Origin of the sequence: Pseudomonas sp. Sample_21, assembly GCF_004307525.1 — a bacterium.
Lineage (GTDB): Bacteria > Pseudomonadota > Gammaproteobacteria > Pseudomonadales > Pseudomonadaceae > Aquipseudomonas > Aquipseudomonas atacamensis.
Map to the genome: position 1 here is coordinate 116,834 of NZ_RCNZ01000036.1, position 23,299 is coordinate 140,132.

Genomic DNA, 23,299 nt, shown 5'->3' on the forward strand with positions numbered 1-23,299 from the left:
ACGCGGTCAGTTCCCTTTCCCTCCGGGAGAGGGTTAGGGTGAGGGGCTTTTGATCTGACTAATGCAGTACAATCCGCCCCCTTCTCAACTCCCCCAAGGATCCGCCATGTCCGGGCTTGAACTGTTTGCCGCTGCCCTCGGTGTCATCGCCGTGTGGCTGACGGTCAAGCAGAATCCGTGGTGCTGGCCGATCGGGCTGGTCATGGTGTTGCTCTACAGCTGGATCTTCTTTGAGGTGAAGCTGTATTCGGACATGTTGCTGCAAGTGATCTACGCCGCACTGCAGATCTACGGCTGGTGGCAATGGACCCGCGCCGGGACGATGCATGACGGTCGCCAAGTCACCCGCCTCGATGCACGCTCGATTCTGCTCGGCCTTGGCATTGGAGCGATCGGCAGCCTGCTGCTGGGCGCGGCGATGGCGCACTGGACCGACGCCGCACAGCCGTGGCTCGATGCCGCGCTCACCGGTTTCAGTCTGGTCGCGCAACTGTGGATGGCGCAGAAACGACTGCAATGCTGGGCGTTGTGGTTCGTCCTCGATGTGATCTTTGTCGGCCTGTTCATCTATAAAGGCCTCTATCTGACTGCCGGCCTGTATGCGCTGTTTACCCTGCTCGCCGTGCAAGGCTGGCGGGAATGGCGTGCCGATCCGGCGTTGCGCACATGAAAGTCGTTGTTCTCACCGGCCCGGAATCCACCGGCAAGAGCTGGCTGGCGGCAGGCCTGGAGCAGCGTTTCGGCGGCGTGCGCGTTGATGAATATGTTCGTCGGTTCATCGAAGACAACCCACGCGACACTTGCCTCGCGGATATCCCTGATATCGCCCGGGGCCAGTTGCAATGGGAAGATCAGGCACGGGCGAAACAACCCGAACTGCTGATTCTCGACACCCATCTGCTGAGCAACATCCTCTGGAGCCAGACCCTGTTCGGCGACTGCCCGGCCTGGCTGCAAAGCGAATTGCTCACGCGCCATTACGACCTGCACCTGCTGCTGTCGCCGCAACAGGTCGACTGGGCCGAAGATGGTCAGCGCTGCCAACCGGATCTTGCGGATCGCATGGCATTTTTCGAAGCCACCCGCGCCTGGTTGATTGAGCATCAACAGTCATTGCAAGTTATCGAGGGCAATTGGGCCGAGCGCCAGACGCAAGCCTTTGCGGCGGTCGAGCTTTTGCTGTCCAGCTGAGCCGCCTTGGGACGAAACTGTCCGTTTTTGAAACACTCCTCACCGCGCAAAGCCCCCGTCCAAACGCTGTTCATCACTCCGTCACGTCACCTGTTACGCCGATGAAACACATCGGCGCAAACCCTTGTTCCAGAGCTTTCCGACGTCAAGCACCGTCCAAGCACCCATGCATGTGTCTCAGCGCTGAAACAGTACCCGCTTTGAGCATTCCCGGAAAACACCTAAGCCATTGAAATAACGCGACAATTCAAAACCGGCACAGCTTTCGCTCTCTCCTTCACAACGCTGAATAACCCAGCCCACTGAAGAAGGAATTGCAGCCGTGGGGAATTTCAATAAAAGCCTGACCTGCCTCCTGCTGATCGGATCAGCCGCCAGCGCATTGATCAGTGTCAGCGCCCAGGCCGAAGGCAATGGAGTGATCGTCCTCAACCGCGACGTTCAACCCATCGCGATCGGTCGCAATGGCGGCAAAGATCCCTATCCAACCACGGTCAACGCCAACCCTTCGGCGCGGATCAACCAGACCCTCAGCAGTACCGAACTGACTGACGGTGATTTCGCCAGCGTCGCCAGCGGCTCATCGATTCGCGGCAACATGACCACGCCCAGTTCCAACCTGCCCGGCATGAACACTCTGACCAACCAGAACGGCCTGCCCGGTATGCGCACTGGCAGCGGCGGTGGTTCTGGCGCCTCGATCTCCAACACGGTCAACCGGGCGATGAGCACCGGGCTGGCGCCTCTGACTCGCATGGCCGGAGGCCAATGACATGAATCGCACCCTGCTGCTTCTCGCCCTGCTCGGCTGCACCAGCGCCATGGCCGATTCGGCTTCAGTGAACAAGGCCAATATTCAGGATTCCGGTGTTCAGTATCGCGGCAACTTCAATGTCAACCAGGCTGCCGGTGACCAGATGCAACAAGCCAACACCAAGGCGATTGCCATCGGCACCGAAGCCCATGCCACCACCAACGTCAGGCAAACCATCGACACGCCCGCCAGCCGCGCCATCGACGCGAGCGCCAATATCGGCGGCAACTCTTTCAGCAATGGCAACGGCATCCTCGGTGTGAACCAGGGCGCCGGTGCCAACAACCAAATGGCCAACGTCACGCGCGTCAGCATCAGTGCCGGCCCGCAGAGCGTTGACGACAGCGCCCTTTCACAACAGAACGTGGCGTTTATACCGAGCTCAGGAGCAACTGGTACCTCAATCGGCAGTCGCCAGGTCACGACCAGTGATCAGGCCTTCACCGGCAGCCGCGGGGTAATCCAGGTGAACCAGAGTGCCGGGGTGGGGAACCGAATGGCTAACACCCTGAGCATCCGGGTCGCAGACTGACCCAAACAAAAAGCAGTGCAATTAGAAAAGTCCCAACACTTAACCAACTAATAAGCACGACGGAGAAACAACCATGAAACCTACAATGGCTCTCAAACCACTGGTTTTCGCACTCGCAGCAGTGATGGCAATGGCAGCACAGGCTGGCGGCCGTGGTGACAATGATCATGGTAACGGGCACGGCAATGGACATGGCAACGGTCACGGCCAGCCACAAGGTCCGAATCTTGAACAACTGCTGCAAATCACCGCAGGCGCCGGCGCCGCTGTACTCGATGCGCAAAACAGCGACGGCAACGTGGTGAAAAACCAGGGCACCCTGAACAACGCCAATGCCAGCGACTCGCTCAACGGCTCCAACGGCAACATGGGCGCCAACGTCGCCGCCGGCGACGGCAACCAGCAGGACAACGCTGCTGCACTGGCCACCGCTGACGAGAGCTTCATCTTCGGCAATGCTGTTGCCGCCTCGAGCGCGACTCAGGTGAACAACAACAACTACGTGAAAAACTCGTCCACCTTCAACAACGCCACGCTCAGCAATGCAGGCAACAATGGTTCCGGCAACATCGGCATCAACGTGAGCTCGGGCAACTTCAACCAACAGAAAAACAACCTTGCCATCGCCGTTTCCGGTGGTCGTGTAGCGCAGGCCGCTGCCTCTGCCAACCAGTCCTCGACTGGCCTGGTCGTGGAAAACAAAGGCGTGCAGGCTTACAAAACCGACACCCTCACCGGTACTTATGCAGCCGCTGGCGCGTTCAAAGCCAAAGGCACCGCGACCATCGAAGACGACAACCACGGCGGTTGGGGCAACCGTGGCGGCGGCCATGGCGGCAACGATGATCAGAAAGCCAAGTTCGAAGCCGTGGGTACTTTTGGCCTCGCTGGCGTCACCACCCAACAAGTGTTGACCAAAGATGGCTGGAAAACTCCAGTCGTCAACAACGCCAACATGACCAACTCGATGAACAACTTCTCCGGCAACGGCGGAGCCAACGTCTCGGCGGGTGTGGGCAACCAACAAAGCAACTCGCTGTCCATCGCCGCAGGTTGCAAAGCCTGCATGTAATCGCGATCGAAACGAAAGCCCCGGCAACGGGGCTTTTTTCCCAGGTTCCACAAGGCGTATTCGATCATGCGGACTCCTGCCCTCCTCGCTCTGCTTTGTCTGTGCGGCCTGACTCAGGCAGCCCAGATGCCTGTGGCCGCCCTGCCGGGTGGCGTGCTGGTCTACAAGGACGTGCAAAGCATTCGTGAGCGCAAGTTTGCCGACATCGTCGAACAGAAAACCGATTTCAGCTGCGGCGCTGCTGCGCTGGCAACGGTTCTGCGCCAGGCCTATTGGCTCGACGTCGATGAGGAGCACATCATCAAAGGCATGCTGGTCAACGCAGACCAGGACCTGGTGCGAACCCAGGGTTTCTCCATGCTCGACATGAAGCGCTACGTAGAAAGCATCGGCATGCGCGCCCGTGGCTACCGGATCCCGCCCGAGAAACTCGAAGCGGTGACCATTCCGGTGGTGGTTCTGATGGACATTCGTGGCTACAAGCATTTCGTCGTCCTGCAGCGTTCGGACAAGGATTGGGTCTACATCGGTGACCCGGTTCTCGGCCACAAGCGCTACAAGCACGACGACTTTGTCAAAGGTTGGAACGGCATTGTCTTTGCCATCGTCGGCCCCGGTTACGACAAGGCCAACGCCTTGCGCAGCCCTCCCGTGCCGCTGACGGCGAAGAACTCGCTGGACAGTTTCAACCCGGTCAAAGATGCGGAATTGATGGATTTCGGGTTCATTCAGAGCGACTTCTTTTAATCGCCGAGTTAGAGAATGGGACTGGATGTCCCGGGAGCAGCAGATGAAAAGCTCATACTGGCTGGCCGCCGCCTGCCTGGCAGCGAGTGCGTCAGGTTTAGCCCATGCCGGATTCAAACCCATCGAAATCAAGGACCAGGAGCTCGCCGAGCTGCGCGGTCGTTACGTCATGCCGGGGCGGATCATCAGCTTCGGCATTGTCATGAGCAGCACCTGGCGCAACGCCAGCGGCGACTTGATCGGGGCCGCGACCTCGATGCAGATCCAGGCCGCAACCGTCAAACCGGAATTCTATGTCTCGACCATCAAGGAGTCGGGCAATGGCAGCGCTCTCGCATCAGGCACCGGCACTGTCATCGGTGGTGCCGGCCTCAATAGCAGCCAGGGTGTGACGCAAAGCGTACGCGCCGCCGGCGATGGCAACACCGCCAGCAACAACGTCGCGATCAACGTCAGCGAAGCCAGCCAGGCCCCGGCACTGGTGCCATCGCAGGGCCAGGCGCTCATCGCCGGGCAGACCATCAGCGGCAGCAACGGCGCCGGCAGTGTCGCGGTTTCGGCCAATGGCGGTGGCGTGCAAATGGCCATTCAGGCCAGCGGCAACCAAGGCACGGCGCTGCAACAGGTCGCCCAGGGCGGGCTGCTGCAGAACACCCGTTTGCTGGGCAGCGCCAACGTGGTCAACAACCTTACGCAACTCAACGTCGTACTTAACAATAACGGCAGAAGCGCCGGTGCACTGGATTGCAACCTGACCCAACTCGGGGCCCTACGCAATATCGGATATTGAACTACGCTGAGTCTCGATCATTGGGCTTAAAGGGACGGCTTATTCATGTATCGATCAGTATCACTGCGTGCTGCAGTGTGTTTGAGTACCCTTCTCCCGGCGGCAATGCTGCAAGCAGCACCCGACGCCGATGTAGAAGCCCTGAAACGGGAACTTCTGGAACTGAGACAACGATACGAACAACAACAACAAGCGCTGGCGGTACTTGAACAACGGGTCCGCCAGGTAGAAGAAACACCCGCCGCCCCACCGCCAAAACGGCTGGCCAAATCGCCGTCCGACATGAAAGGCAATCGCGTCGCCGCCGGAGCCGCCACAGGCACCGGTGCGGCCGCTGCATCGGGAGGCGCTGCCGGGGGCAGTGGCGCATCCTACGGTCAATCACTGGCCGATGATTCACAACCGGCACAGAGCGTTTCCAATCTGTATGACGAAGCCAGCGGTTTCTTTGGCGGCGGCAAGTTCAGCGTGGAAACCGGCCTGACCTATTCGCGCTACGACACCCGTCAGTTGATCCTGAACGGGTTCCTTGCGCTGGATTCGATCTTCCTGGGCAACATCAACCTCGACCGGATCAAGGCCGACACCTGGACCCTGGACCTCACCGGCCGCTACAACTTCGACAATCGCTGGCAGTTCGACCTGAACGTGCCGGTGATCTATCGCGAGTCGACGTATCAATCCGGCGGCGGCAACGAGGGCGCGGCTGGCGTAACAACAGAAGAAACCGTAACCAAGGATCCAACCATTGGCGACGTCAACTTCGGTATCGCCTACAAGTTCCTCGACGAATCGGTCAACACCCCGGACGCCGTCGTCACCTTGCGCGTCAAGGCGCCGACCGGCAAAGACCCGTTCGGCATCAAACTGCGCCAGACCGACGCCAACTCCAACCTGTTCGTCCCCGACACCCTGCCCACCGGCAACGGCGTCTGGTCGATCACGCCGGGTATCTCGCTGGTCAAGACGTTTGACCCGGCGGTGCTGTTCGGCAGCCTCTCCTACACCCACAACCTCGAGGAGTCGTTTGACGACATCAGCTCCACGGTCAACCAGAAAACCCCAGGCAAAGTGCGCATCGGCGACAGCTTCCAGATCGGCGCCGGTATCGCCTTCGCGCTTAACGAGAAGATGAGTATGTCGTTCTCGGTCTCCGACCTGGTGCAACGCAAGAGCAAGCTGAAACAGGACGGCGGCGATTGGGAATCGGTGGTGTCCAGTGATGCCAACGCCGGTTACTTCAACGTCGGCATGACGATTGCTGCAACCGACAATCTGACGATCGTGCCGAACCTGTCGATCGGCATGACCGATGATGCGCCGGACTTTTCGTTCAGCCTGAAATTCCCGTATTACTTCTAGGCAAAAGCAAAAGATCGCAGCCTTCGGCGGCTCCTGCATGTGGATTCGAGTAATCCCCGCAGGAGACGCCGAAGGCTGCGATCTTTTGATTCTGAGGCTCTTGCTCGTGACCACTCATCGGAAACACGTCCGCACCTGTCAGATCTGACAGGTGCGCCATGCCCTCAAATCCGCTTTCATGACTCCAGCGCCTGGCACCTTGCAACCGGGCCCATAACGGAGCACTGCCATGAGCCAGCCGCTGGATGAAAACCGCATTTTTGCCCTGAGCCCTCCCTTCATACAGGGTAAGGTCGACTTGCAGACGCCGGAGAACTATCACGGAGGCATATCGCTGGATACCGTCAAGGACGATATGCGGGTTTTCGTAGACCCGTGGATAAGCATGGCACTGGAAGACGAATGCCAAATGTCTTATGACGGCGTCATTGTCGGAACGATACCGGTCGATGAAAACAATCTGAATAAACGGCTGGAATTCAAAATCCCCAGGGCTCAGGTCACCAACGGCGCGGCACTCGTCTTTTACACGGTGAAACGCTTGGGTCAGGAGCCAGTGAGCTCCGAGCCGGTGTTGCGTATGTGGGTCCAGCTCACACGGCCAGGCGGCCTGGATCGCGACCCCGAGGACGGCCATTCCGGCCTGCTCTACACGCTGAGCCCTGATCCGTCTCAAGGCGTAGATGCGGAAATGGCCCGGCGGGAAATCCGCATGCTCATCGTGCCTTATGAAAACATCGCCGTCTTCGACACCATTCGTTGTGGTTGGGGAGATCAGGTGGTGACGTACTACCCGGTCACCAGAGAGCAGATCGAAGATCCGGTCAACAATCCGATCATCGTCACCTTCACCGAAAAAGTCATCAGAGACCAAGGCAACGGCAGAAACATCGAAGTGCGCTATCAGGTCTTCGACCGGGTTAATAATTTCCCGGTTCCAGAGGCGCCATGGTCAAAAGTCACCTATGTGAATGTGGACCTGAGCATCAGCCGCTTGCCGGCGCCAACAATCTGGGTCAACAACCAGAACGTCACCACCATCGACCTGAAGGTACTGGGTACGAGCGACGCCGATGCACGGGTTTATTTCACCCCACCGGATTTCCAGATTGAAGACGAAGTCGAGCTGAGGTGTACCGGCCAGACACCTGAGGGAGTACCTGTCACGATCGGACCGTTGGTACACACGGTCGGCGCCGTGCCTGGGCACTTCGATTTCAAGCTGGCCAATGCCTCGATCAGGGCCATGGTCAATGGCTCGGCCACGACCAACTACAAGTTAATCCGCGCCAACGTACCTGCGCGTCCGTCCAATGACGTTGTTGTTCCAGTCACCGGCGAAGTCAGTCAGTTGAAGCCGCCAATGGTTGTCGAGGCGCCTGATTACAAACTTGACCCGAACCGGCATCAGAATGGATTCACCGTGGTGTTTGACACCGCCGCGTTTGACGCAAATCACGAGGTAAAACTGGAAATCGCCGGCACACCCGGCGCCGGCTCAGTACCTCCCCAGCAGAAGCCGGTAGCGGGACAATTGAAAGTGCAATTCGAGATTGATTTCTCCGTCACCGGGGCAAATCTGCAGCGCAGTGTGGAGCTGATATACAGCCTGATCGTTAATGGACAGCCGACGCCGGTGCAGAGTGTGACGCTGGTGATTGGCGAGTTGCTGCAATCGAGCATGCCGATGCCGAATCTTGAGGGTTTTGATGGTGAGGTGCTGGATGTAGGGTTGATCAAGGATGGCACGAAGGTGTTGTGTGGGGCCTGGCCGTTTCAGCGCGCCGGGTGTCCGATTTGGTTGGAATATGTGGAGACGTTTGCAGGGGGTGGGGAGCGGGTCAAGCAGCAGTTTGTGGGGGCGGCGCATGATCAGGAAGTGGGGTTAAGTTACGTGGCTGAGGTGGAGTGGTTGCGGGGGTGTAAGGCGGATTCGAGGTTGGTTGTTGTGTTGAAAGTGGGGTTGTATTTGGCAGCGGTAGAGAGTGAGGCGATTGCATGTCAAATGAGGAGTTATCGGGTGATGGCCGGATTGGATGATTTGACTACTTTTGATAACTATGATTGGAATCATTGGTCGCTAAACATAGTACTTCATCAATCTAAAATAACATTAGTTTCAGACGAGTACGTTCTGGAGTCTTTACCAAGTGAAGCTGTGACCTATAGATTAATTTATATTACCAAATCTTTCCAAGAAATTGAAACAGACTCGAGACTTGAGTTGAGCTTCGATTATATAGCGCCAGTCACTCTACACGTTATCGTTGAACACAATTTCTCTCAACAATTCGAACAGGCTTCTCCGACTTCATCGTGGCAAACCAAGATATTACAGTTCAGCGTGGCCAAGTCTTCTACGCCAAGGTCACTGATGCTGTGTTTGAGAATGACGTCATATGACGCAACTGGTCCTACATACCTGAAAAATATAAGAGTGAGAAAAATATGATAATTTTCAGAATATTGGGGCTACCTGAGAGGCGGTAGCTATAAAGCGTTTTGGTAACTTTCCCGCCTCTCAAGATTAACTTCAAATCACCTAATCTGATGCTTATGCAACAACCGATAAAAAGTAGGCCGCGAAACCCCTAAAACTTTCGCGGCCACGCTTAAATTATCACTATGCCGATTCAACACATCACACAACGCCTGCCGTTCCGCTCGGGTCTTGTAATCCTCCAGCGTGCCCATCGGCGTGGCGATCGAGTGTTGGCTGATCAACCCTAAATCCCGCGCCTCGATCTGCCGCCCCTCCGCTAACACCAACCCACGCCTGACCCGATTCGCCAGCTCGCGCACATTGCCCGGCCAGTCATGCTTGCCCATGGCAATCAATGCATCTTCGCTGAAGCTGCGTGGCCGGCGCCCGGTTTCGTGGCTGTAGAAGTGCGAAAAATGGTTGGCCAGCATCGACAGATCGCCATGGCGCTCGCGTAGGGGTGCGGTGACCACTTGCAGGACGTTCAGCCGGTAATAAAGGTCTTCACGAAAGCGCTTTTTCTCGATCGCCGCTTCCAGGTCAACGTGGGTTGCGGCCAGAACGCGAACGTCTACCGGAATCGGCTGACTGCCGCCTACCCGCTCGATGTGTTTCTCTTGAAGAAAGCGCAGCAGGTTGGCCTGCAACTCGAGCGGCAGATCACCGATTTCATCGAGGAACAACGTACCGCCATTGGCCGCTTCGATGCGTCCGACCTTGCGCTGGTGTGCGCCGGTGAACGCGCCTTTCTCGTGGCCGAACAATTCTGACTGAATCAAATGCTCTGGAATCGCCCCGCAGTTGATCGCTACAAACGGTTTGTTGTGACGCTGGGATTGTCGATGCAGGGTGCGCGCGACCAGCTCTTTGCCGGTGCCGCTTTCACCGCGAATCAGCACGGGCGATTCGGTCGGGGCCAGTTTGCTCAGCAGTTTGCGCAGTTCGCGGATCGGTTTGCTGTCGCCGAGCAGTTCGTGCTCTGGCTGATCGACATGAATGGTGCCCTGCCCGCGCAGGCGCGCCATGCCGAAGGCGCGGCCGAGGGTGACCTGTACGCGGGAGACGTCGAAGGGCAAGGTGTGGAAGTCGAAGAACCATTCACAAACGAAGTCACCGACGTTCTGTAAACGCAGGACTTCCTGATTGAGCACGGCAATCCATTCGGTGCCGCTGCGGCTGATCAGTTCTTTGACCGCTTCTGGACGTTCCAGGTGGTAAGGCTGCAAGCGCAGCAGGCCGACGTCACAGGCGCGGGATGCGGCGTTCTCCAGATTACAGCTGTCTACATCCCAACCGACGGCGCGCAATCCCGGCAACAGGCGATGGCAGTCGTCGCAGGGATCGACCACCAGTAAACGTCTCGACGCAGGCGCTTCGCTCATGACTGTTCCTTGGCGCCAAATTTGATAAATGATCGTAAAAACAGTCATTTGGCAGACCCGGTTGTAACACTAGCAAGATTTTGACGGCGGCTTGTACCGATTGCTTATAGGGCGGGTATTAAAAGAGTTATAAGAAAGTTGGTTGTTAGTTAGCTATCGACTATTTGCGCTGAGTCAAAGAGCCGCCCCTCACCCTAGCCCTCTCCCGAGGGAGAGGGAACTGACCGAGGTGTTTGCGCGAGGTACGCCGATCTGAAAGACCGAGCCGAACTCAGCTTTCCAAAAAGCCCGTCAATTGGCTCCCTATCTCGAGTTAGAGTGGACTGACGGTGCTGGTTGTTCGAGGTACAGCAACCTGAATTACCGAGCCGAACTCGAGTTTGAAAAGCCCACAAATCGGCTCCCTCTCCTCGGGGAGAGGGCTGGGGTGAGGGGTGAATTCAGCGCGGTGTTCGGACAGGTGCAGGATTAACGAAACGAACTTACGTTATGTAAAGAACCTGAAATTTCTTTGTTTCAAGTGTGACCCACCCCCCTGTTGCGTGCATCAGTACAAGTAACCCGCCGCACGGTAAGCCCAACCGACGGCACATCACTTGATTGGGCGCCAATAGAGAGAAGACCCCATGACTGCCCCGCTGCGTATCAACGAAGCACTTTTGATTGCCAACCACGCGTTCAAGCCTTTTCAGTGCGTGGCCTGGGCGCCACAAGACGGCAATGGCGAACTGAGCCTGACCGTCGTCGACCGCACCAACTCACACATCGGTCGCAAACAAATCCCGAGCAGCGCCTACTCTGACCCGGCGCAACTCGAACAACTGCTGCAACAGGCCCGCGCCGAGCTGAGCGAAGACGGTCACAAGTTGCAATCGTGGTCGATGCCACACTGATAATCGAACAAAGGCGGATGACGTTAAAGTCATCCGCCGTTGTTGTATGCGAAGTCGAATAAGCACGGTACTTACCGCGCTGTTTCATCCAAATTACTTGGCTCGCTTGCGACTGGTTCAACAAGACACTGTTCTGGCACAGTGCGACCGTCGTTCTGTTGATTCGTCCAGTTGTACTTCTCGCGGTTCAGGGATTGAATGTTTCGCTCGTGCAGTCAGCCTCCCAATCACTGGGATATCGGCTACTCGCAAGGAGACGCGTGCATGTCGACCCTGAACACTTATGCGCTGCCCACGGTATGGAAAAACCCCGGTTCGCTCGACTCGACCTTCGCCATCGGCGGTGTTGCGCAGGTGTACTTTGCCGGTAGCCTGTCCAGCCAGACTCAACATGTCGCGCTCGATGCGCAGGGTCGGATTCTGGTCGCCGCCAAGGTCGGTACGCCGAAGGGAAGTCGTTTTGGCCTGGCGCGGCTGCTGGGTGATGGGTCGGCGGATTTGTCGTTCGGTATTCAGGGCAGCGTGATCGGTAGTTTCGTCGAAGGATTCGAAGCCAAGGCCGGCAAGGTTCAGGTACTAGCTGACGGCAAGATGCTGCTGGCCGGCCTGCATTATGAAGACACCCATCGCACCCTCCCCGCCTTCGCCCTGTTCGATGCCGACGGCAGGCCAGATCGAACTTTCGGTGATGACGGCTTCCAGATCGTGCGCCTGCCCGGCGAGCTGTCCATGGGCACCCGCGACAACTGGCTGCCGCCGGGTGTGCCTGGTGTTGAAGCCTGTGACTTTGCGGTGCAGGAAGACGGTCGCATTCTGCTGATCGCCAACCATCATTTCAGCCTCGCCGACCACGCCGGCATGCTGATTCGCCTGTGTCCTGATGGAAGCCTCGACGAATCGTTCAACGGGCGCGGATTTGTCATGGTTCGCCACTTGCTGCTCAACACCTGGCTGAGCACCCTGCTGTTGAAGGCGGATGGGCGAATTGTCGTCGCAGGTTCCATCGACTTTCCGCAGCAAGGGCTGCTGGCGGTTTACCAGTCCGATGGGCGTCTGGACGAGCGTTTTGCCGTGGACGGTTTCATGGCGTTCAGGGCCCACGGCAACAGCGCTCAGGTCAGCCAGATCATCGAGTCCGCCGACAGGCTCTACTGCTTCGGCAGCAGCCGCGATCCAATCCGCTGCCTGACGTTTGTCCTGCACGCCAACGGTCGACCGGACCTGCACTGTCACCACGGCCAACCACAGGTGGTGGACATCGGTCCCAGCGGCTCCCAATGGAACGCCGCCCGGTTGCTGAGCGACGGCCGCATCGTTGCCGTGGGCGCGACCATCGGCGGGGTTGAAGCCGACTTCATGGTCGCCCGTTATCAAGCTGACGGCAGTCTCGATCCCGCGTTCGGCCAGGGCCACGGTTGGTTGCGCACGCGACTGGGGCGAAGTCTCGATACAGCCAATTCTCTGGCCGTACAAACTGACGGGGCTATCGTGGTGGGGGGCTATTCACTGGATGGCAACTACCGGGCAATGGTTGCGCGTTATCTGAATCCATAGAGCATTCAACAGGATCGAGGTTATCGGCGACTTGATCTTCCTTGAAACATCCGGCAACTTTCGCGCTTCTAAATAAAAGGAGCAGCCGATGTCCGGTTCAATCGCCCAGGCGTTCGCGCACAACTTCCTCGGGCAATCGCCACGCTGGTACAAGGCGACCATCGTCGGTTTTCTCATTCTCAATGCCGTGGTGCTGTTCACCATCGGCCCGGTCGCCGCAGGCTGGTTGCTGGTGATCGAATTCATCTTCACCCTGGCCATGGCGCTCAAGTGTTATCCGTTGATGCCCGGCGGCCTGCTGTTGATTGAAGCGTTGCTGTTGAAGATGACCACGCCGCAAGCGCTTTACGATGAGTTGCTGCACAACTTTCCGGTGATCCTGCTGCTGATGTTCATGGTTGCCGGCATCTACTTCATGAAAGATCTGCTGCTGTTTCTCTTCTCGCGGCTGCTGTTGGGCGTGCGCTCGAAAGCGATTCTGGCGCTGATGTTCTGCTTCTTGTCGGCGTTCCTCTCTGCGTTTCTTGATGCGTTGACCGTGACGGCGGTGATCATCAGTGCGGCTGTCGGGTTTTACTCGGTGTATCACCGGGTCGCGTCTGGCAATGATCCACGCAAGGACAGCGAATTCGGTGACGATGAGCATTTACCGTCGCGACACCATGAGGACTTGAATCAATTCCGCGCTTTCCTGCGCAGCCTGTTGATGCACGGCGCGGTCGGCACGGCGCTCGGTGGCGTCTGCACTTTGGTCGGTGAGCCGCAGAACCTGTTGATTGGCCATGAGATGGGCTGGCATTTCGGCGAGTTCTTCCAGAAAGTTGCCCCGGTGTCGCTGCCGGTACTGGTGGCGGGTCTGGTTACTTGCGTGCTGCTGGAGAAGCTGCGCTGGTTCGGATACGGCACGCTGCTGCCGGACAACGTCCGCGCTGTGTTGGCCAACTACGCTGCCGAGGACAACGCCAAACGCACGCCCCGTCAGACGGCGGCGCTGCTGGTGCAAGGCGCGGCGGCGCTGATTCTGATTGGTTGCCTGGCGTTTCACCTGGCTGAAGTCGGCCTGATCGGATTGATGGTGATCGTATTGATCACCGCGTTTACCGGGATCACCGACGAGCATCGCCTGGGCAGCGCGTTCAAGGACGCCATGCCGTTTACCGCGCTGCTGGTGGTGTTTTTTGCCGTGGTGGCGGTCATTCACGATCAGCATCTGTTCGTCCCGCTGATCGAGTGGGTCTTGGCGCTGCCGATGGATCAACAGCCGGGCATGTTGTTCATCGCCAATGGTCTGCTCTCGGCGATCAGCGACAACGTATTTGTCGCGACCATTTACATCACTGAGGTGAAACAGGCTTTTCTGGCCGGGCACATGACTCGCGAGCACTTCGAAACGTTGGCGATTGCGATCAACACCGGCACCAATCTGCCGAGTGTGGCGACACCGAATGGTCAGGCAGCGTTTCTGTTCCTGCTGACCTCAGCGATCGCGCCGCTGGTACGTTTGTCGTACGGGCGCATGGTGTGGATGGCGGTGCCGTATACCGTGGTGATGGGCTTGTTGGGCTGGTATGCGGTGAGCTATTGGCTCTAAGCCACACTGAATAACCCTGTGGGAGCGAGCCTGCTCGCGAATGCGTTAGGTCAGGCAAAGAAGGTGTTGAATGTGCCGACACCTTCGCGAGCAGGCTCGCTCCCACATTGGTTTTGGTGTTGGATCAGTGCGGGAGGATGTACTGCTCGATCGCCAAAGCCACGCCGTCTTCGGTGTTCGACGCTGTAACGACATCCGCCTGACGCTTCACCGCCTCTTCCGCCTGTCCCATGGCAATCGACAAGCCGGCGCATTTGAACATCGCCGGGTCGTTGCCGCCGTCGCCGATGACAGCGGTTTGCTCGAGCGGCACGCCGAGGTATTCGGCAATCGTTGTCAGCGCGGTGCCTTTGTTAGCCTCAAGCGCAGTGACGTCCAGATACACCGGCTGCGAGCGCGACACTTGCGCCATGCCGTTGACCTTGGGCAACAGCTGCGCCTCCAGCTCGATCAGCAACTCTGTGTTATTGCTGGTGGCAACGATCTTGTCGATGCGCTCCAGATACGGCTCGAAACTCTCGACCACCACCGGCGGATAGCCGAGGCCGCTCTGTTCACGTGGGACCATCGGCCCGTGCGGGTCCTTGAGCAGCCAGTCGCCGCCGCTGAACACCCAGATTTCCACCTCCGGTTGATCGGCAAACTGCGCCAGAGCAATCAGCGCGGTTGTTGCCGGCAGATAATGCGCGGCCAACAGTGTGCCGTCCGGTTTGACGATGGTGCCGCCATTGAACGCCGCTGTCGGCAGATCAACGCCCAGCGCCTCGATCTGCTGCAACATGGCTTTCGGCGGGCGGCCGCTGGCGAGGCTGAACAGCACACCGGCCTCGCGCAATGAACGCACGGCGTCGATGGTGCGCTGGTTCAGCGTGTGATCAGGCAGCAACAAGGTGCCGTCCATGTCGCTGAGCAGAAAACGGATCGGTTGTTTCGGCAAATCACTCATCCCAGGCCGTGCCAGACGCGACCATCGCGAGTCAGCAGATCTTCGGCTGCTTGCGGGCCATCTTCGCCGGCCGCATACGTCTCGACGCTCGCATCCTGCTGCCAGGCATCAAGGAAAGGCTGCACCGCTCGCCAACCGTTCTCAATGTTGTCGGCACGCTGGAACAGCGTCTGATCACCGGTCAGGCAGTCGTAGATCAAGGTTTCGTAGCCAGTCGACGGCTGCATCTCGAAGAAATCCTTATACGCAAAACCCAGCTCGATATTGGCCATGTTCAGCGCCGGCCCCGGGCGCTTGGCCAGCAGGTCGAACCACATGCCTTCGTTTGGCTGGATCTGGATGCGCAGATAAGTCGGCTGCAACTCGTCGACTTCGGTGTCGCGGAACTGTGCGTACGGCGCTGGTTTGAAGCAGATGACGATCTCGGTGTCGCGCACGCTCATGCGCTTGCCGGTGCGCAGATAGAACGGCACGCCGACCCAGCGCCAGTTATCGATCATCACCTTCAGCGCCACGTAGGTTTCCGTGGTGCTGTCGGGCGACACGTTGGCTTCTTCGCGATAACCCTTCAACGGCTGGCCATCGCGCTCGCCAGCGCTGTACTGGCCGCGCACCGAGTTGGCCCGGGCTTCTTCCGTCGACCAGGGACGAATCGCCCCGACCACTTTGGCTTTCTCGCCGCGCACCGCGTCAGCGCCGAAAGCAGCCGGCGGTTCCATGGCGACCATGGCCAGCAACTGGAACAGGTGATTGGGCACCATGTCGCGCAGTGCGCCGGTGTGTTCGTAAAAACTGCCACGGGTTTCCACGCCGACGGTTTCCGCCGCAGTGATCTGCACGTGGTCGATGTAATGATTGTTCCAGAACGCTTCGAACAGGCTGTTGGAGAACCGGCTGACCAGGATGTTCTGCACGGTTTCCTTGCCCAGGTAATGGTCGATGCGATAGATCTGCTTCTCGCTCATGACCTTGAGCAGGCAAGCGTTCAAGGCTTCGGCAGTGTGCAGATCGGAGCCGAACGGCTTCTCGATCACCACCCTTCTGAACGCTTCGGGGGTTTCTTCAAGCAAACCGGCGCTGCCGAGACGGCGCACCACTTCACTGAAGAAACGTGGCGCGGTGGCCAGGTAAAACACCGCATTGCCGGTGCCGCTGTCGGCGATTTTCGCCGCCAGGGCTGAATAAGTGCTGTCGTCGAGGAAATCACCCTGGACGTAGCTGATGCCTTTGGCGAGCTTGGCCCACAAGGCCGGATCAAGCATCTGATCGCCCTTGCCGACCTTCGCCGCCACTTCGGTACGGATGAAGTCTTCGAGCTTTTGCGCGAAGGCTTCATCGGTAATGGCGTTGTGATCAACGCCGACGATCCGCAGATTCTCGTCGAGCAGGCCGTCGCGACTGAGGTTGTACAGCGCCGGCATGAGCAAGCGCTTGACCAGGTCGCCGTGGGCACCGAACAGGAACAGCGTGGTCGGTGGTGCGGGTTCTGCCTTGGATTTTCTGCGGATCGTACGGGTCATTTCTTGGCAATCTCCACGTGGCCGCCGAAGCCGAAACGTTGTGCCGACAGGATCTTGTCACCGAAGGTGCCCTGCCCGCGCGAGCGGTAACGGGAGAACAGCGAGTTGGACAGCACCGGTACCGGCACCGCTTGCTCCATGGCCGCTTCGATGGTCCATTGGCCTTCGCCGCTGTCGGCGACCGAGCCGGAGAAGCCGTCGAGCTTCGGATCGCTGGCCAGCGCATCGGCAGTCAGGTCCAGCAGCCAGGACGAAACCACGCTGCCACGACGCCAGACCTCAGCGATATCAGCCACGTTCAGATCAAATCGCTGATCTTCCGGCAGGCGTTCGCTGGATTTGGTCTTGAGGATGTCGAAGCCCTCGGCGAACGCGGCCATCATGCCGTACTCGATGCCGTTGTGGATCATCTTCACGAAGTGCCCGGCACCGGCGGGACCGGCGTGGATGTAACCGTGCTCGGCACGGTGGTCATCGGACTTGCGGTCCTTGGTACGCGGGATGTCGCCCATGCCCGGCGCCAGTGCGGCGAACAGCGGATCCAGACGTTTGACCGTCTCGGCGTCGCCGCCAATCATCATGCAATAGCCGCGTTCCAGACCCCAGACGCCGCCGGAGGTGCCGACGTCGATGTAGTGCAGGCCCTTCTCGTTCAGCGTCTTGGCGCGACGAATGTCGTCCTTGTAGTTGGTGTTGCCGCCGTCGATGATCGTATCGCCGGGCTCAAGCAGTTCGCTCAGGGTGTTGATGGTGTCTTCGGTCGGTGCGCCCGCCGGCAGCATGACCCAGACCGCGCGCGGCTTGTCGAGGCCGGCGACCAGCGCTGGCAAGTCGGCGACGCCAGTGGAGCCCTCGGCGACCAGGTTATCGATGAAAGCGGTATTGCGGTCGTAAACAACGGTGGTGTGCCCGTTGAGCAACAGACGTCGCGCAATATTGCCGCCCATGCGGCCCAGTCCAATAATCCCGAGTTGCATGTGCTGATGCTCCTTACTACAAATAAATGTGTGTCATTGGTTATAGCCCAACGCGACTGATGGAGGTTAGTCCAGAGCGTTGCGATGAAGTTTCCGGGCATTGTGCCCGATCCAGAGTGATAACGCCCCGAATCCTGCCGAAGACACACCGACCATGAAAAATAAAAAAGTTCCCTTCCAGGGCAAAAGAAATCAAAATTGGCGCCGATAGTGAGTCAAGCGCCTCAAAACGAGGAGTGACTTACAGTTGATGCACGCCATTTGCGAGGTGAGCAATGGGCACAGTACACACAGCAATGCCGCCACAAACCCTCTACGTTACGATCCGTCGCGATGAATTGCGCCAGTTGAAAGACGAGCGCGACCAGTTGAAGCACGAATTGGCGCAATTGCGCGCATTGACCCAGGGCTCGCAGCCGCAACCGCGTCCGGTTGTGCAGCGCGCACCCCACGCCTGATCCCCGCCTGCTTCGGGAACGGCCCCCGTCGTTCCCGACACGTTGCACCTCTGACCGCTTGATACACACCAACAGCGGCGCTTAACAAATCTTTCACAAGCCCTTGGGGATACTCCGCCCCATTCTGGCCGTGCCTGCGCGCACGGCCTCTGTTCGTCGGTGTCATGGAAGCGTTTCCGGCGTGGGTCTGATGATTGAGCTGGAGCGCTGAATGGCATTGTTCAAACGCAGCAAAACGACTGCGACCGGTTTCGACTGGGTCGGATTCATCTGGCTGTTCGTCTTCTTCTGGTACTTCTCGGGTATTACCCAACTGCTGATCCAGCTGACTGGCACGTCCGGCTTCACCGGATTTCGTCAGGCATTCGTGATGAGCGCGCTGTGGCTGGCGCCGATGCTGCTGTTCCCCAAACAGACTCGCCTGCTCGCGGCGATCATCGGTGTGGTGCTGTGGGCCTGCTCGATGGCCAGCCTCGGCTACTTCTTCATTTATCAGCAGGAATTTTCGCAGAGCGTCATCTTCATCATGTTCGAGTCGAACGTGTCGGAAGCCGGCGAGTACATGACCCAGTATTTCGCCTGGTGGATGATCCCGGCGTTCCTCGCCCATACCGCGTTTGCCTACTTTCTGTGGACGCGCCTGCGTCCGGTGTACATGCCCCGTGGACGCGCACTGGTTGCCGCGACCGCGATCGTGATCGCCGTGGCCGGTTATCCGCTGGTCAAGCAAACCATGCGCATGGGCAATTTCGCCGAAGGCTTCGAGAAATTCGAAACCCGCATCGAGCCTGCCGTGCCGTGGCAGATGGCCGTGGCCTATCACCGCTATCTGGAAACGCTGGGGGACATGCAAGGTATGCTCGACAATGCCAGCAAGATCGCGCCGCTGAAAAACCTCAAGGACGCCTCGGCCGGGCAACCGGCGACTTTGGTGCTGGTGATTGGCGAGTCGACCAACCGCCAGCGCATGAGTCTTTACGGATACCCGCGCAACACCACGCCGGAACTGGACAAGCTCAAGGATCAACTGGCGATCTTCGACAACGTCATCACCCCGCGCCCGTACACCATCGAAGCGCTGCAGCAAGTGCTGACCTTCGCCGATGAGCAGAACCCGGATCTGTACCTGTCGACGCCATCGCTGGTCAGCGTGATGAAACAGGCCGGTTACAAGACCTTCTGGATCACCAACCAGCAGACCATGACCAAGCGCAACACCATGCTCACGACCTTCTCCGAACAGGCTGACGAGCAGGTGTACCTGAACAACAACCGCAACCAGAACTCGGCGCAATACGATGGCGACGTCATCGAGCCGTTCAACAAGGCTCTGACTGATCCGGCTGAACGCAAACTTATCGTCGTGCACCTGCTCGGTACGCACATGAGCTATCAGTACCGTTATCCGCCGACGTTCGACAAGTTCAAGGATCGCCAGGGCGTTCCGGCTGGCGTGCGTGACGATCAGGTACCGACTTACAACAGCTATGACAATGCCGTGCTGTACAACGACTTCGTGGTCTCGAGCCTGATCAAGGACTACGCCAAATCCGACCCGAACGGCTTTTTGCTGTACCTGTCCGACCACGGCGAAGACGTCTTTGACTCGGCCGGCCACAGCACTCTCGGCCGCAACGAAAACAAACCGACCGCGCCGATGTACACCATCCCGTTCATGGCCTGGGCCTCGCCGAAATGGAAGGAAAACCACGACTGGAACTTCGCCGGCGACCTCAGCCGCCCGTACAGCAGCTCGCAGCTCATTCATACCTGGGCGGACTTGGCCGGGTTGAGCTCCGATGAACTGGATCGCAACAAAAGCCTGGTCAGCGACAGCTTCGTACCGCGCAAGCTGCTGATTGGCGACCCGTATCAGGCACCGCGGCGGGCGTTGATTGACTTCAGTTTGATGAAGCCAAAGCACCCGGATCCGGCGGAAGTAGCGCAGAAGTAAAACGACAAAGGGCCGAGAAGGCCCTTTTTTGTGCCTATCGACCGCATTGTTTCTGTAATACGCCGCAATATTTGCGCTGAACCAGCGTTAACCCATTGTTAATGGCCGCGACGCAGACTTCTTTCGCGGTCTGCTTCACGGACGAACCGACTCCCACTTGTTCAGTAGGAGGCACCATGAAAACCACCACTATCACTCTCACCACCTTGCTCGCCCTTGGCTCTACCAGCGTCTTCGCCGAGGGCGGCGCCGAGCGTATGCGTTATTACTACGACAACTTCCCGGTCCAGCACGCGCAAGGCGAGCAAAAGGCCGACGCCAGCGCGAAAGAAATTCGCGTCCCTGCTGACCAGACGGCGCAGGTGACCGAGTCTTATCGCGACTGAGCTTTACCGAGCAACCGATGGACCTTCCGTGGCTCCGCTCTGGCCCGGGAGATGACAGTTAGGCGCCCTGCTTGGGGCGCCTTTTTTTATGTTGGTGATTTGCGGTGAGAAGCCTTCAGGCCTGCAAATCCTTTATCCAGAACAACATCCGCCCGTGATCTGGATTGAACATCCCCGGTGCAAAGCCGAATTTGCGATACGAACCCTGCGCCACCGCATTGCCTTCCAGCACTTCCAGGGTGATCTTGCAGCAACCGCGCTGACGGGCGATGTCTTCTACCTTCTGCAGCATTTTCTGACTGAGCCCCAGGCCGCGAAATTTGCCGACCACGGCGACATCGTGGACGTTGACCAGCGGTTTGCAAGCGAAGGTCGAGAAGCCTTCGAAACAGTTAACCAGCCCGGCCGGTTCGCCGCCGACGAAGGCCAGCACACTGAAGGCATGCGGGCGGCGGGCGAGTTCTTCGGGCAGGCGTTGCAGCAGTTCGGGCGCGATCGGATGACCGCCGCCCATGGGATCTTCGGCGTAGTGGTTGAGCACGATGCCGATGGCTTCGGCGTGCACCGGGTTGCTGTAACTGGCCTGAAGTACGAGTATTTCTGCGGAATCCATTTCCATCCCCGATAAACAAAAAGCCCCGGCGCGCAAGGTGCTAGCTGAAAGGCTGGGGGGGACATTAGCTTGGGTGCGCCGGAGAGGGCAACTTGAAAAGCTGAAGATCAAAAGATCGCAGCCTCGTTGCACTCGTCAGCTCCTACGGTCCGATATGTGTAGGAGTTGACGAGTGCAACGAGGCTGCGATCTTTCGCGGTCAGTGGCCCCAGATAAGCTCTTCGGTCCAGCCCAGTTCGGCGAAGTCTTCGGCGCGCAATGCGCTTTCGCCAACACAGAAAAACTCATCCAGTTGCGGTGGCTTGACCGTCGTGCCGCTGAGCATGGCGTGGACTTGGCCGCGATGATGGATCTGGTGTTCGAACAGGTGCGAAAGCATGCGCAGGCGGCTGTCATGTTGCGGTTCGTCGCGAGCGATAGTGACGATTCTTGGCAGATCGGCATCGCGCAGTTGCTCGCAATAGGCGATCAGCCGGCGATCAACGCGGGCCTGTTCGGCACGCAGCGTTGCGGCATCGGTAAACGGCTCGTCTGCATTGAAGAATACGTAGCAATCCGGGTGCGGCTCGTCCCCGCGCAATTCGCGTTCCAGCGCGTCGACGTAGAACCAGTCGCAGGTGAGGATGTGATTAAGCGTGAGGCGGATGCTGGGGAAGAAGCTCACCCGGGGCGCCGCCAGTTCAGTGGCATCGAGCTGGGTCCAGGCCTTGGCCAGGCGATGGTTGGCCCAGGCATTCTGGTAGGCCATGGTCAGCAAATGATGGGACAGCGGTTGACTCATGTCGGCGCCCTCTTCTTTCAGGCTTCAGCGAAGCGCTGCAATTGCATCTCCTGCAAACGGCTGAGGGTGCGGCGGAACGGGAATTCCAGATAGCCCTTGGTGTACAGCGCATCCATCGGTACGCTTGCCTCGACGTACAGCGGCACCTTGCGGTCGTAGCATTCGTCGACCAGCGCGATAAAGCGGCGAACGCCGTCGTCATGTACCGACAATTGCGGCAATTCCCGGTCGCCGGCGACCACGCGCGCAGCGCCGTCTTCGGTACCGCGTGCGATACGTCCTTCGCGTTTTTGTGCGCTGAGGTTCGGCACTTCGCTCAACAGAATAGCCCGGTAGCGATCACACAGGGCGATGAAGTCCATGGCGGCGAAAGGTTGTTCGCACAAATCGCTGTAGCGACACCACAGCACGGATTCGCTGGCTTGCACCACGTTGAGTGTGCGGTGGCCCACGGCCACTGGCTCCTCGCTGACAGTCTCATCTGCAGCCAGCGATTTGAACACGGCCTCCAGTGCGCTCGGTAAATCATCCGCGCGAACAAAATAACGCTGCTCGATCGTCCCCGGATGCAAGCGATGATCCTCGGCGCCATTCACCGCGACCACGGTCATGTGCGCCTTGATCGCCGCAATCGCCGGCGTGAAACGGTCGCGGTTGAAGCCGTCGGCGTATAGATCATCGGGCGGCAGATTGGAGGTGCAGACGATCACCACACCTTCATCGAACATCACCTGAAACAGCCGGCCGAGAATGATCGCGTCGCCGATGTCATTGACGAACAGTTCATCGAAGCAGAGCACGCGCACTTCACCGGCCAGCTCTTTGGCCAAAGCGCGCAACGGATCGGCGATGCCACTGAGTTGAAACGAACGCTGATGAACCCAGCCCATGAAGTGATGAAAGTGCTGACGCCGCGCCGGCACGCGCAGGCTCTGGTAGAACTGATCCATCAGCCAGGTCTTGCCACGACCGACTGGCCCCCACAGGTACACGCCGCTGACCGAACGGGCACCGGCGTGCAAGGCTTCATGGCATTTTTGCAAGGCCCAGACCGCGTGCTCCTGGGCTTCATCCTGGATGAAACCCTTGTGGTCGACTGCGTATTGCCAGGCACTGAGGGGGGAGTCGAAAGTCATGCGCGGGAGTATGCCACGGGCGATTGGCCATTGCTGATTAACGCGCGTGGGCGATCATTGTGGGAGCGAGCCTGCTCGCGAAGGCGGCTCGTCAGTGACCGAGATGCAGACTGAGCCG

The 23,299-nt window shown here is 58.6% G+C and carries 22 protein-coding genes; 15 read left to right on the forward strand and 7 right to left on the reverse strand.

Annotated features, from left to right (window positions below; genetic code table 11):
• The first annotated feature begins 106 nt into the window (after positions 1-106).
• The 9 genes from pnuC (at position 107) to D8U71_RS05140 (ending at position 8,960) form a co-directional block, all read left to right on the forward strand.
• Positions 107-670 carry a nicotinamide riboside transporter PnuC gene (gene pnuC / locus D8U71_RS05100; protein WP_130887296.1) on the forward strand — a complete coding sequence of 188 codons (564 nt, stop codon included), beginning with the start codon at positions 107-109 and terminating at the stop codon, positions 668-670.
• On the forward strand, positions 667-1,191 hold the full coding sequence (locus D8U71_RS05105) for an AAA family ATPase (RefSeq protein WP_051600449.1): 525 nt from the start codon (positions 667-669) through the stop codon (positions 1,189-1,191). The genes pnuC and D8U71_RS05105 overlap by 4 nt, the downstream gene beginning before the upstream one ends.
• A 322-nt stretch (positions 1,192-1,513) precedes the next feature.
• On the forward strand, positions 1,514-1,963 hold the full coding sequence (locus tag D8U71_RS05110; protein ID WP_125916228.1) for a hypothetical protein: 450 nt from the start codon (positions 1,514-1,516) through the stop codon (positions 1,961-1,963).
• Position 1,964: 1 nt separating this feature from the next.
• Entirely contained in the window at positions 1,965-2,537 is a 573-nt protein-coding gene (locus D8U71_RS05115; protein ID WP_130887297.1) for an adhesin, read from the forward strand.
• Positions 2,538-2,610: 73 nt separating this feature from the next.
• Positions 2,611-3,609 (forward strand): hypothetical protein, encoded by a 999-nt coding sequence (locus tag D8U71_RS05120; RefSeq protein WP_024012916.1) that lies wholly within the window; start codon positions 2,611-2,613, stop codon positions 3,607-3,609.
• 66 nt (positions 3,610-3,675) lie between these two features.
• Positions 3,676-4,356: a C39 family peptidase gene (locus D8U71_RS05125; protein WP_024012915.1), complete on the forward strand. Its 681-nt coding sequence runs from the start codon at positions 3,676-3,678 to the stop codon at positions 4,354-4,356.
• A 43-nt stretch (positions 4,357-4,399) separates the two neighbouring features.
• Positions 4,400-5,146, forward strand: a complete 747-nt coding sequence (locus D8U71_RS05130) for a hypothetical protein (protein ID WP_130887298.1) — start codon at positions 4,400-4,402, stop codon at positions 5,144-5,146.
• 45 nt (positions 5,147-5,191) lie between these two features.
• Positions 5,192-6,508, forward strand: coding sequence for a hypothetical protein (locus D8U71_RS05135; protein WP_122611297.1), 1,317 nt, complete (start codon positions 5,192-5,194; stop codon positions 6,506-6,508).
• 229 nt (positions 6,509-6,737) lie between these two features.
• On the forward strand, positions 6,738-8,960 hold the full coding sequence (locus D8U71_RS05140) for a hypothetical protein (protein WP_130887299.1): 2,223 nt from the start codon (positions 6,738-6,740) through the stop codon (positions 8,958-8,960).
• An 86-nt stretch (positions 8,961-9,046) separates the two neighbouring features.
• Here D8U71_RS05140 and D8U71_RS05145 read toward each other — a convergent pair whose 3' ends face one another.
• Positions 9,047-10,372, reverse strand: coding sequence for a sigma-54 dependent transcriptional regulator (locus D8U71_RS05145; protein WP_016774678.1), 1,326 nt, complete (start codon positions 10,370-10,372; stop codon positions 9,047-9,049).
• 626 nt (positions 10,373-10,998) lie between these two features.
• On the opposite strand from D8U71_RS05145, the gene D8U71_RS05150 reads away from it, so the two are divergent.
• The 3 genes from D8U71_RS05150 to nhaB all read left to right on the forward strand — a co-directional run bounded on the left by D8U71_RS05150 (position 10,999) and on the right by nhaB (position 14,410).
• Positions 10,999-11,265, forward strand: a complete 267-nt coding sequence (locus D8U71_RS05150) for a hypothetical protein (RefSeq protein WP_016774677.1) — start codon at positions 10,999-11,001, stop codon at positions 11,263-11,265.
• Positions 11,266-11,529: 264 nt separating this feature from the next.
• A complete protein-coding gene (locus D8U71_RS05155) occupies positions 11,530-12,819 on the forward strand; it encodes a hypothetical protein (RefSeq protein WP_130887300.1) in 1,290 nt (429 codons plus the stop codon).
• 88 nt (positions 12,820-12,907) lie between these two features.
• Complete coding sequence (nhaB, locus tag D8U71_RS05160; protein WP_122612227.1) at positions 12,908-14,410, forward strand: sodium/proton antiporter NhaB; 1,503 nt, start codon at positions 12,908-12,910, stop codon at positions 14,408-14,410.
• Positions 14,411-14,534: 124 nt separating this feature from the next.
• On the opposite strand, the gene D8U71_RS05170 is transcribed toward nhaB, so the two are convergent.
• The 3 genes from D8U71_RS05170 to gnd are packed head-to-tail and all read right to left on the reverse strand — an operon-like array spanning position 14,535 to position 17,853.
• Positions 14,535-15,356: an HAD family hydrolase gene (locus D8U71_RS05170; protein ID WP_130887301.1), complete on the reverse strand. Its 822-nt coding sequence runs from the start codon at positions 15,354-15,356 to the stop codon at positions 14,535-14,537.
• Positions 15,353-16,876, reverse strand: coding sequence for a glucose-6-phosphate dehydrogenase (gene zwf, locus D8U71_RS05175; protein WP_130887302.1), 1,524 nt, complete (start codon positions 16,874-16,876; stop codon positions 15,353-15,355). Before zwf ends, D8U71_RS05170 begins: the two co-directional genes overlap by 4 nt.
• Complete coding sequence (gnd, locus tag D8U71_RS05180; protein ID WP_130887303.1) at positions 16,873-17,853, reverse strand: phosphogluconate dehydrogenase (NAD(+)-dependent, decarboxylating); 981 nt, start codon at positions 17,851-17,853, stop codon at positions 16,873-16,875. The genes zwf and gnd overlap by 4 nt, the downstream gene beginning before the upstream one ends.
• A gap of 275 nt (positions 17,854-18,128) precedes the next feature.
• Here gnd and D8U71_RS05185 point away from each other — a divergent pair, with 275 nt between their 5' ends.
• From D8U71_RS05185 to D8U71_RS05195, 3 genes are all read left to right on the forward strand, one after another.
• Positions 18,129-18,311 carry a DUF6026 family protein gene (locus D8U71_RS05185; protein WP_016774671.1) on the forward strand — a complete coding sequence of 61 codons (183 nt, stop codon included), beginning with the start codon at positions 18,129-18,131 and terminating at the stop codon, positions 18,309-18,311.
• Between the two features lie 211 nt (positions 18,312-18,522).
• Positions 18,523-20,265 (forward strand): phosphoethanolamine transferase CptA, encoded by a 1,743-nt coding sequence (locus tag D8U71_RS05190; protein ID WP_130887304.1) that lies wholly within the window; start codon positions 18,523-18,525, stop codon positions 20,263-20,265.
• A 176-nt stretch (positions 20,266-20,441) separates the two neighbouring features.
• Positions 20,442-20,651, forward strand: a complete 210-nt coding sequence (locus D8U71_RS05195) for a hypothetical protein (RefSeq protein ID WP_130887305.1) — start codon at positions 20,442-20,444, stop codon at positions 20,649-20,651.
• Positions 20,652-20,766: 115 nt separating this feature from the next.
• Here D8U71_RS05195 and D8U71_RS05200 read toward each other — a convergent pair whose 3' ends face one another.
• The 3 genes from D8U71_RS05200 to zapE all read right to left on the reverse strand — a co-directional run bounded on the left by D8U71_RS05200 (position 20,767) and on the right by zapE (position 23,181).
• Positions 20,767-21,264, reverse strand: a complete 498-nt coding sequence (locus tag D8U71_RS05200) for a GNAT family N-acetyltransferase (protein ID WP_073474539.1) — start codon at positions 21,262-21,264, stop codon at positions 20,767-20,769.
• Between the two features lie 199 nt (positions 21,265-21,463).
• The gene (locus D8U71_RS05205; protein ID WP_130887306.1) at positions 21,464-22,045 is read right to left on the reverse strand and encodes a DinB family protein; all 582 of its coding nucleotides are present in this window, start codon (positions 22,043-22,045) and stop codon (positions 21,464-21,466) included.
• A gap of 17 nt (positions 22,046-22,062) precedes the next feature.
• The gene (gene zapE / locus D8U71_RS05210; protein ID WP_130887307.1) at positions 22,063-23,181 is read right to left on the reverse strand and encodes a cell division protein ZapE; all 1,119 of its coding nucleotides are present in this window, start codon (positions 23,179-23,181) and stop codon (positions 22,063-22,065) included.
• Positions 23,182-23,299 lie beyond the last annotated feature (118 nt).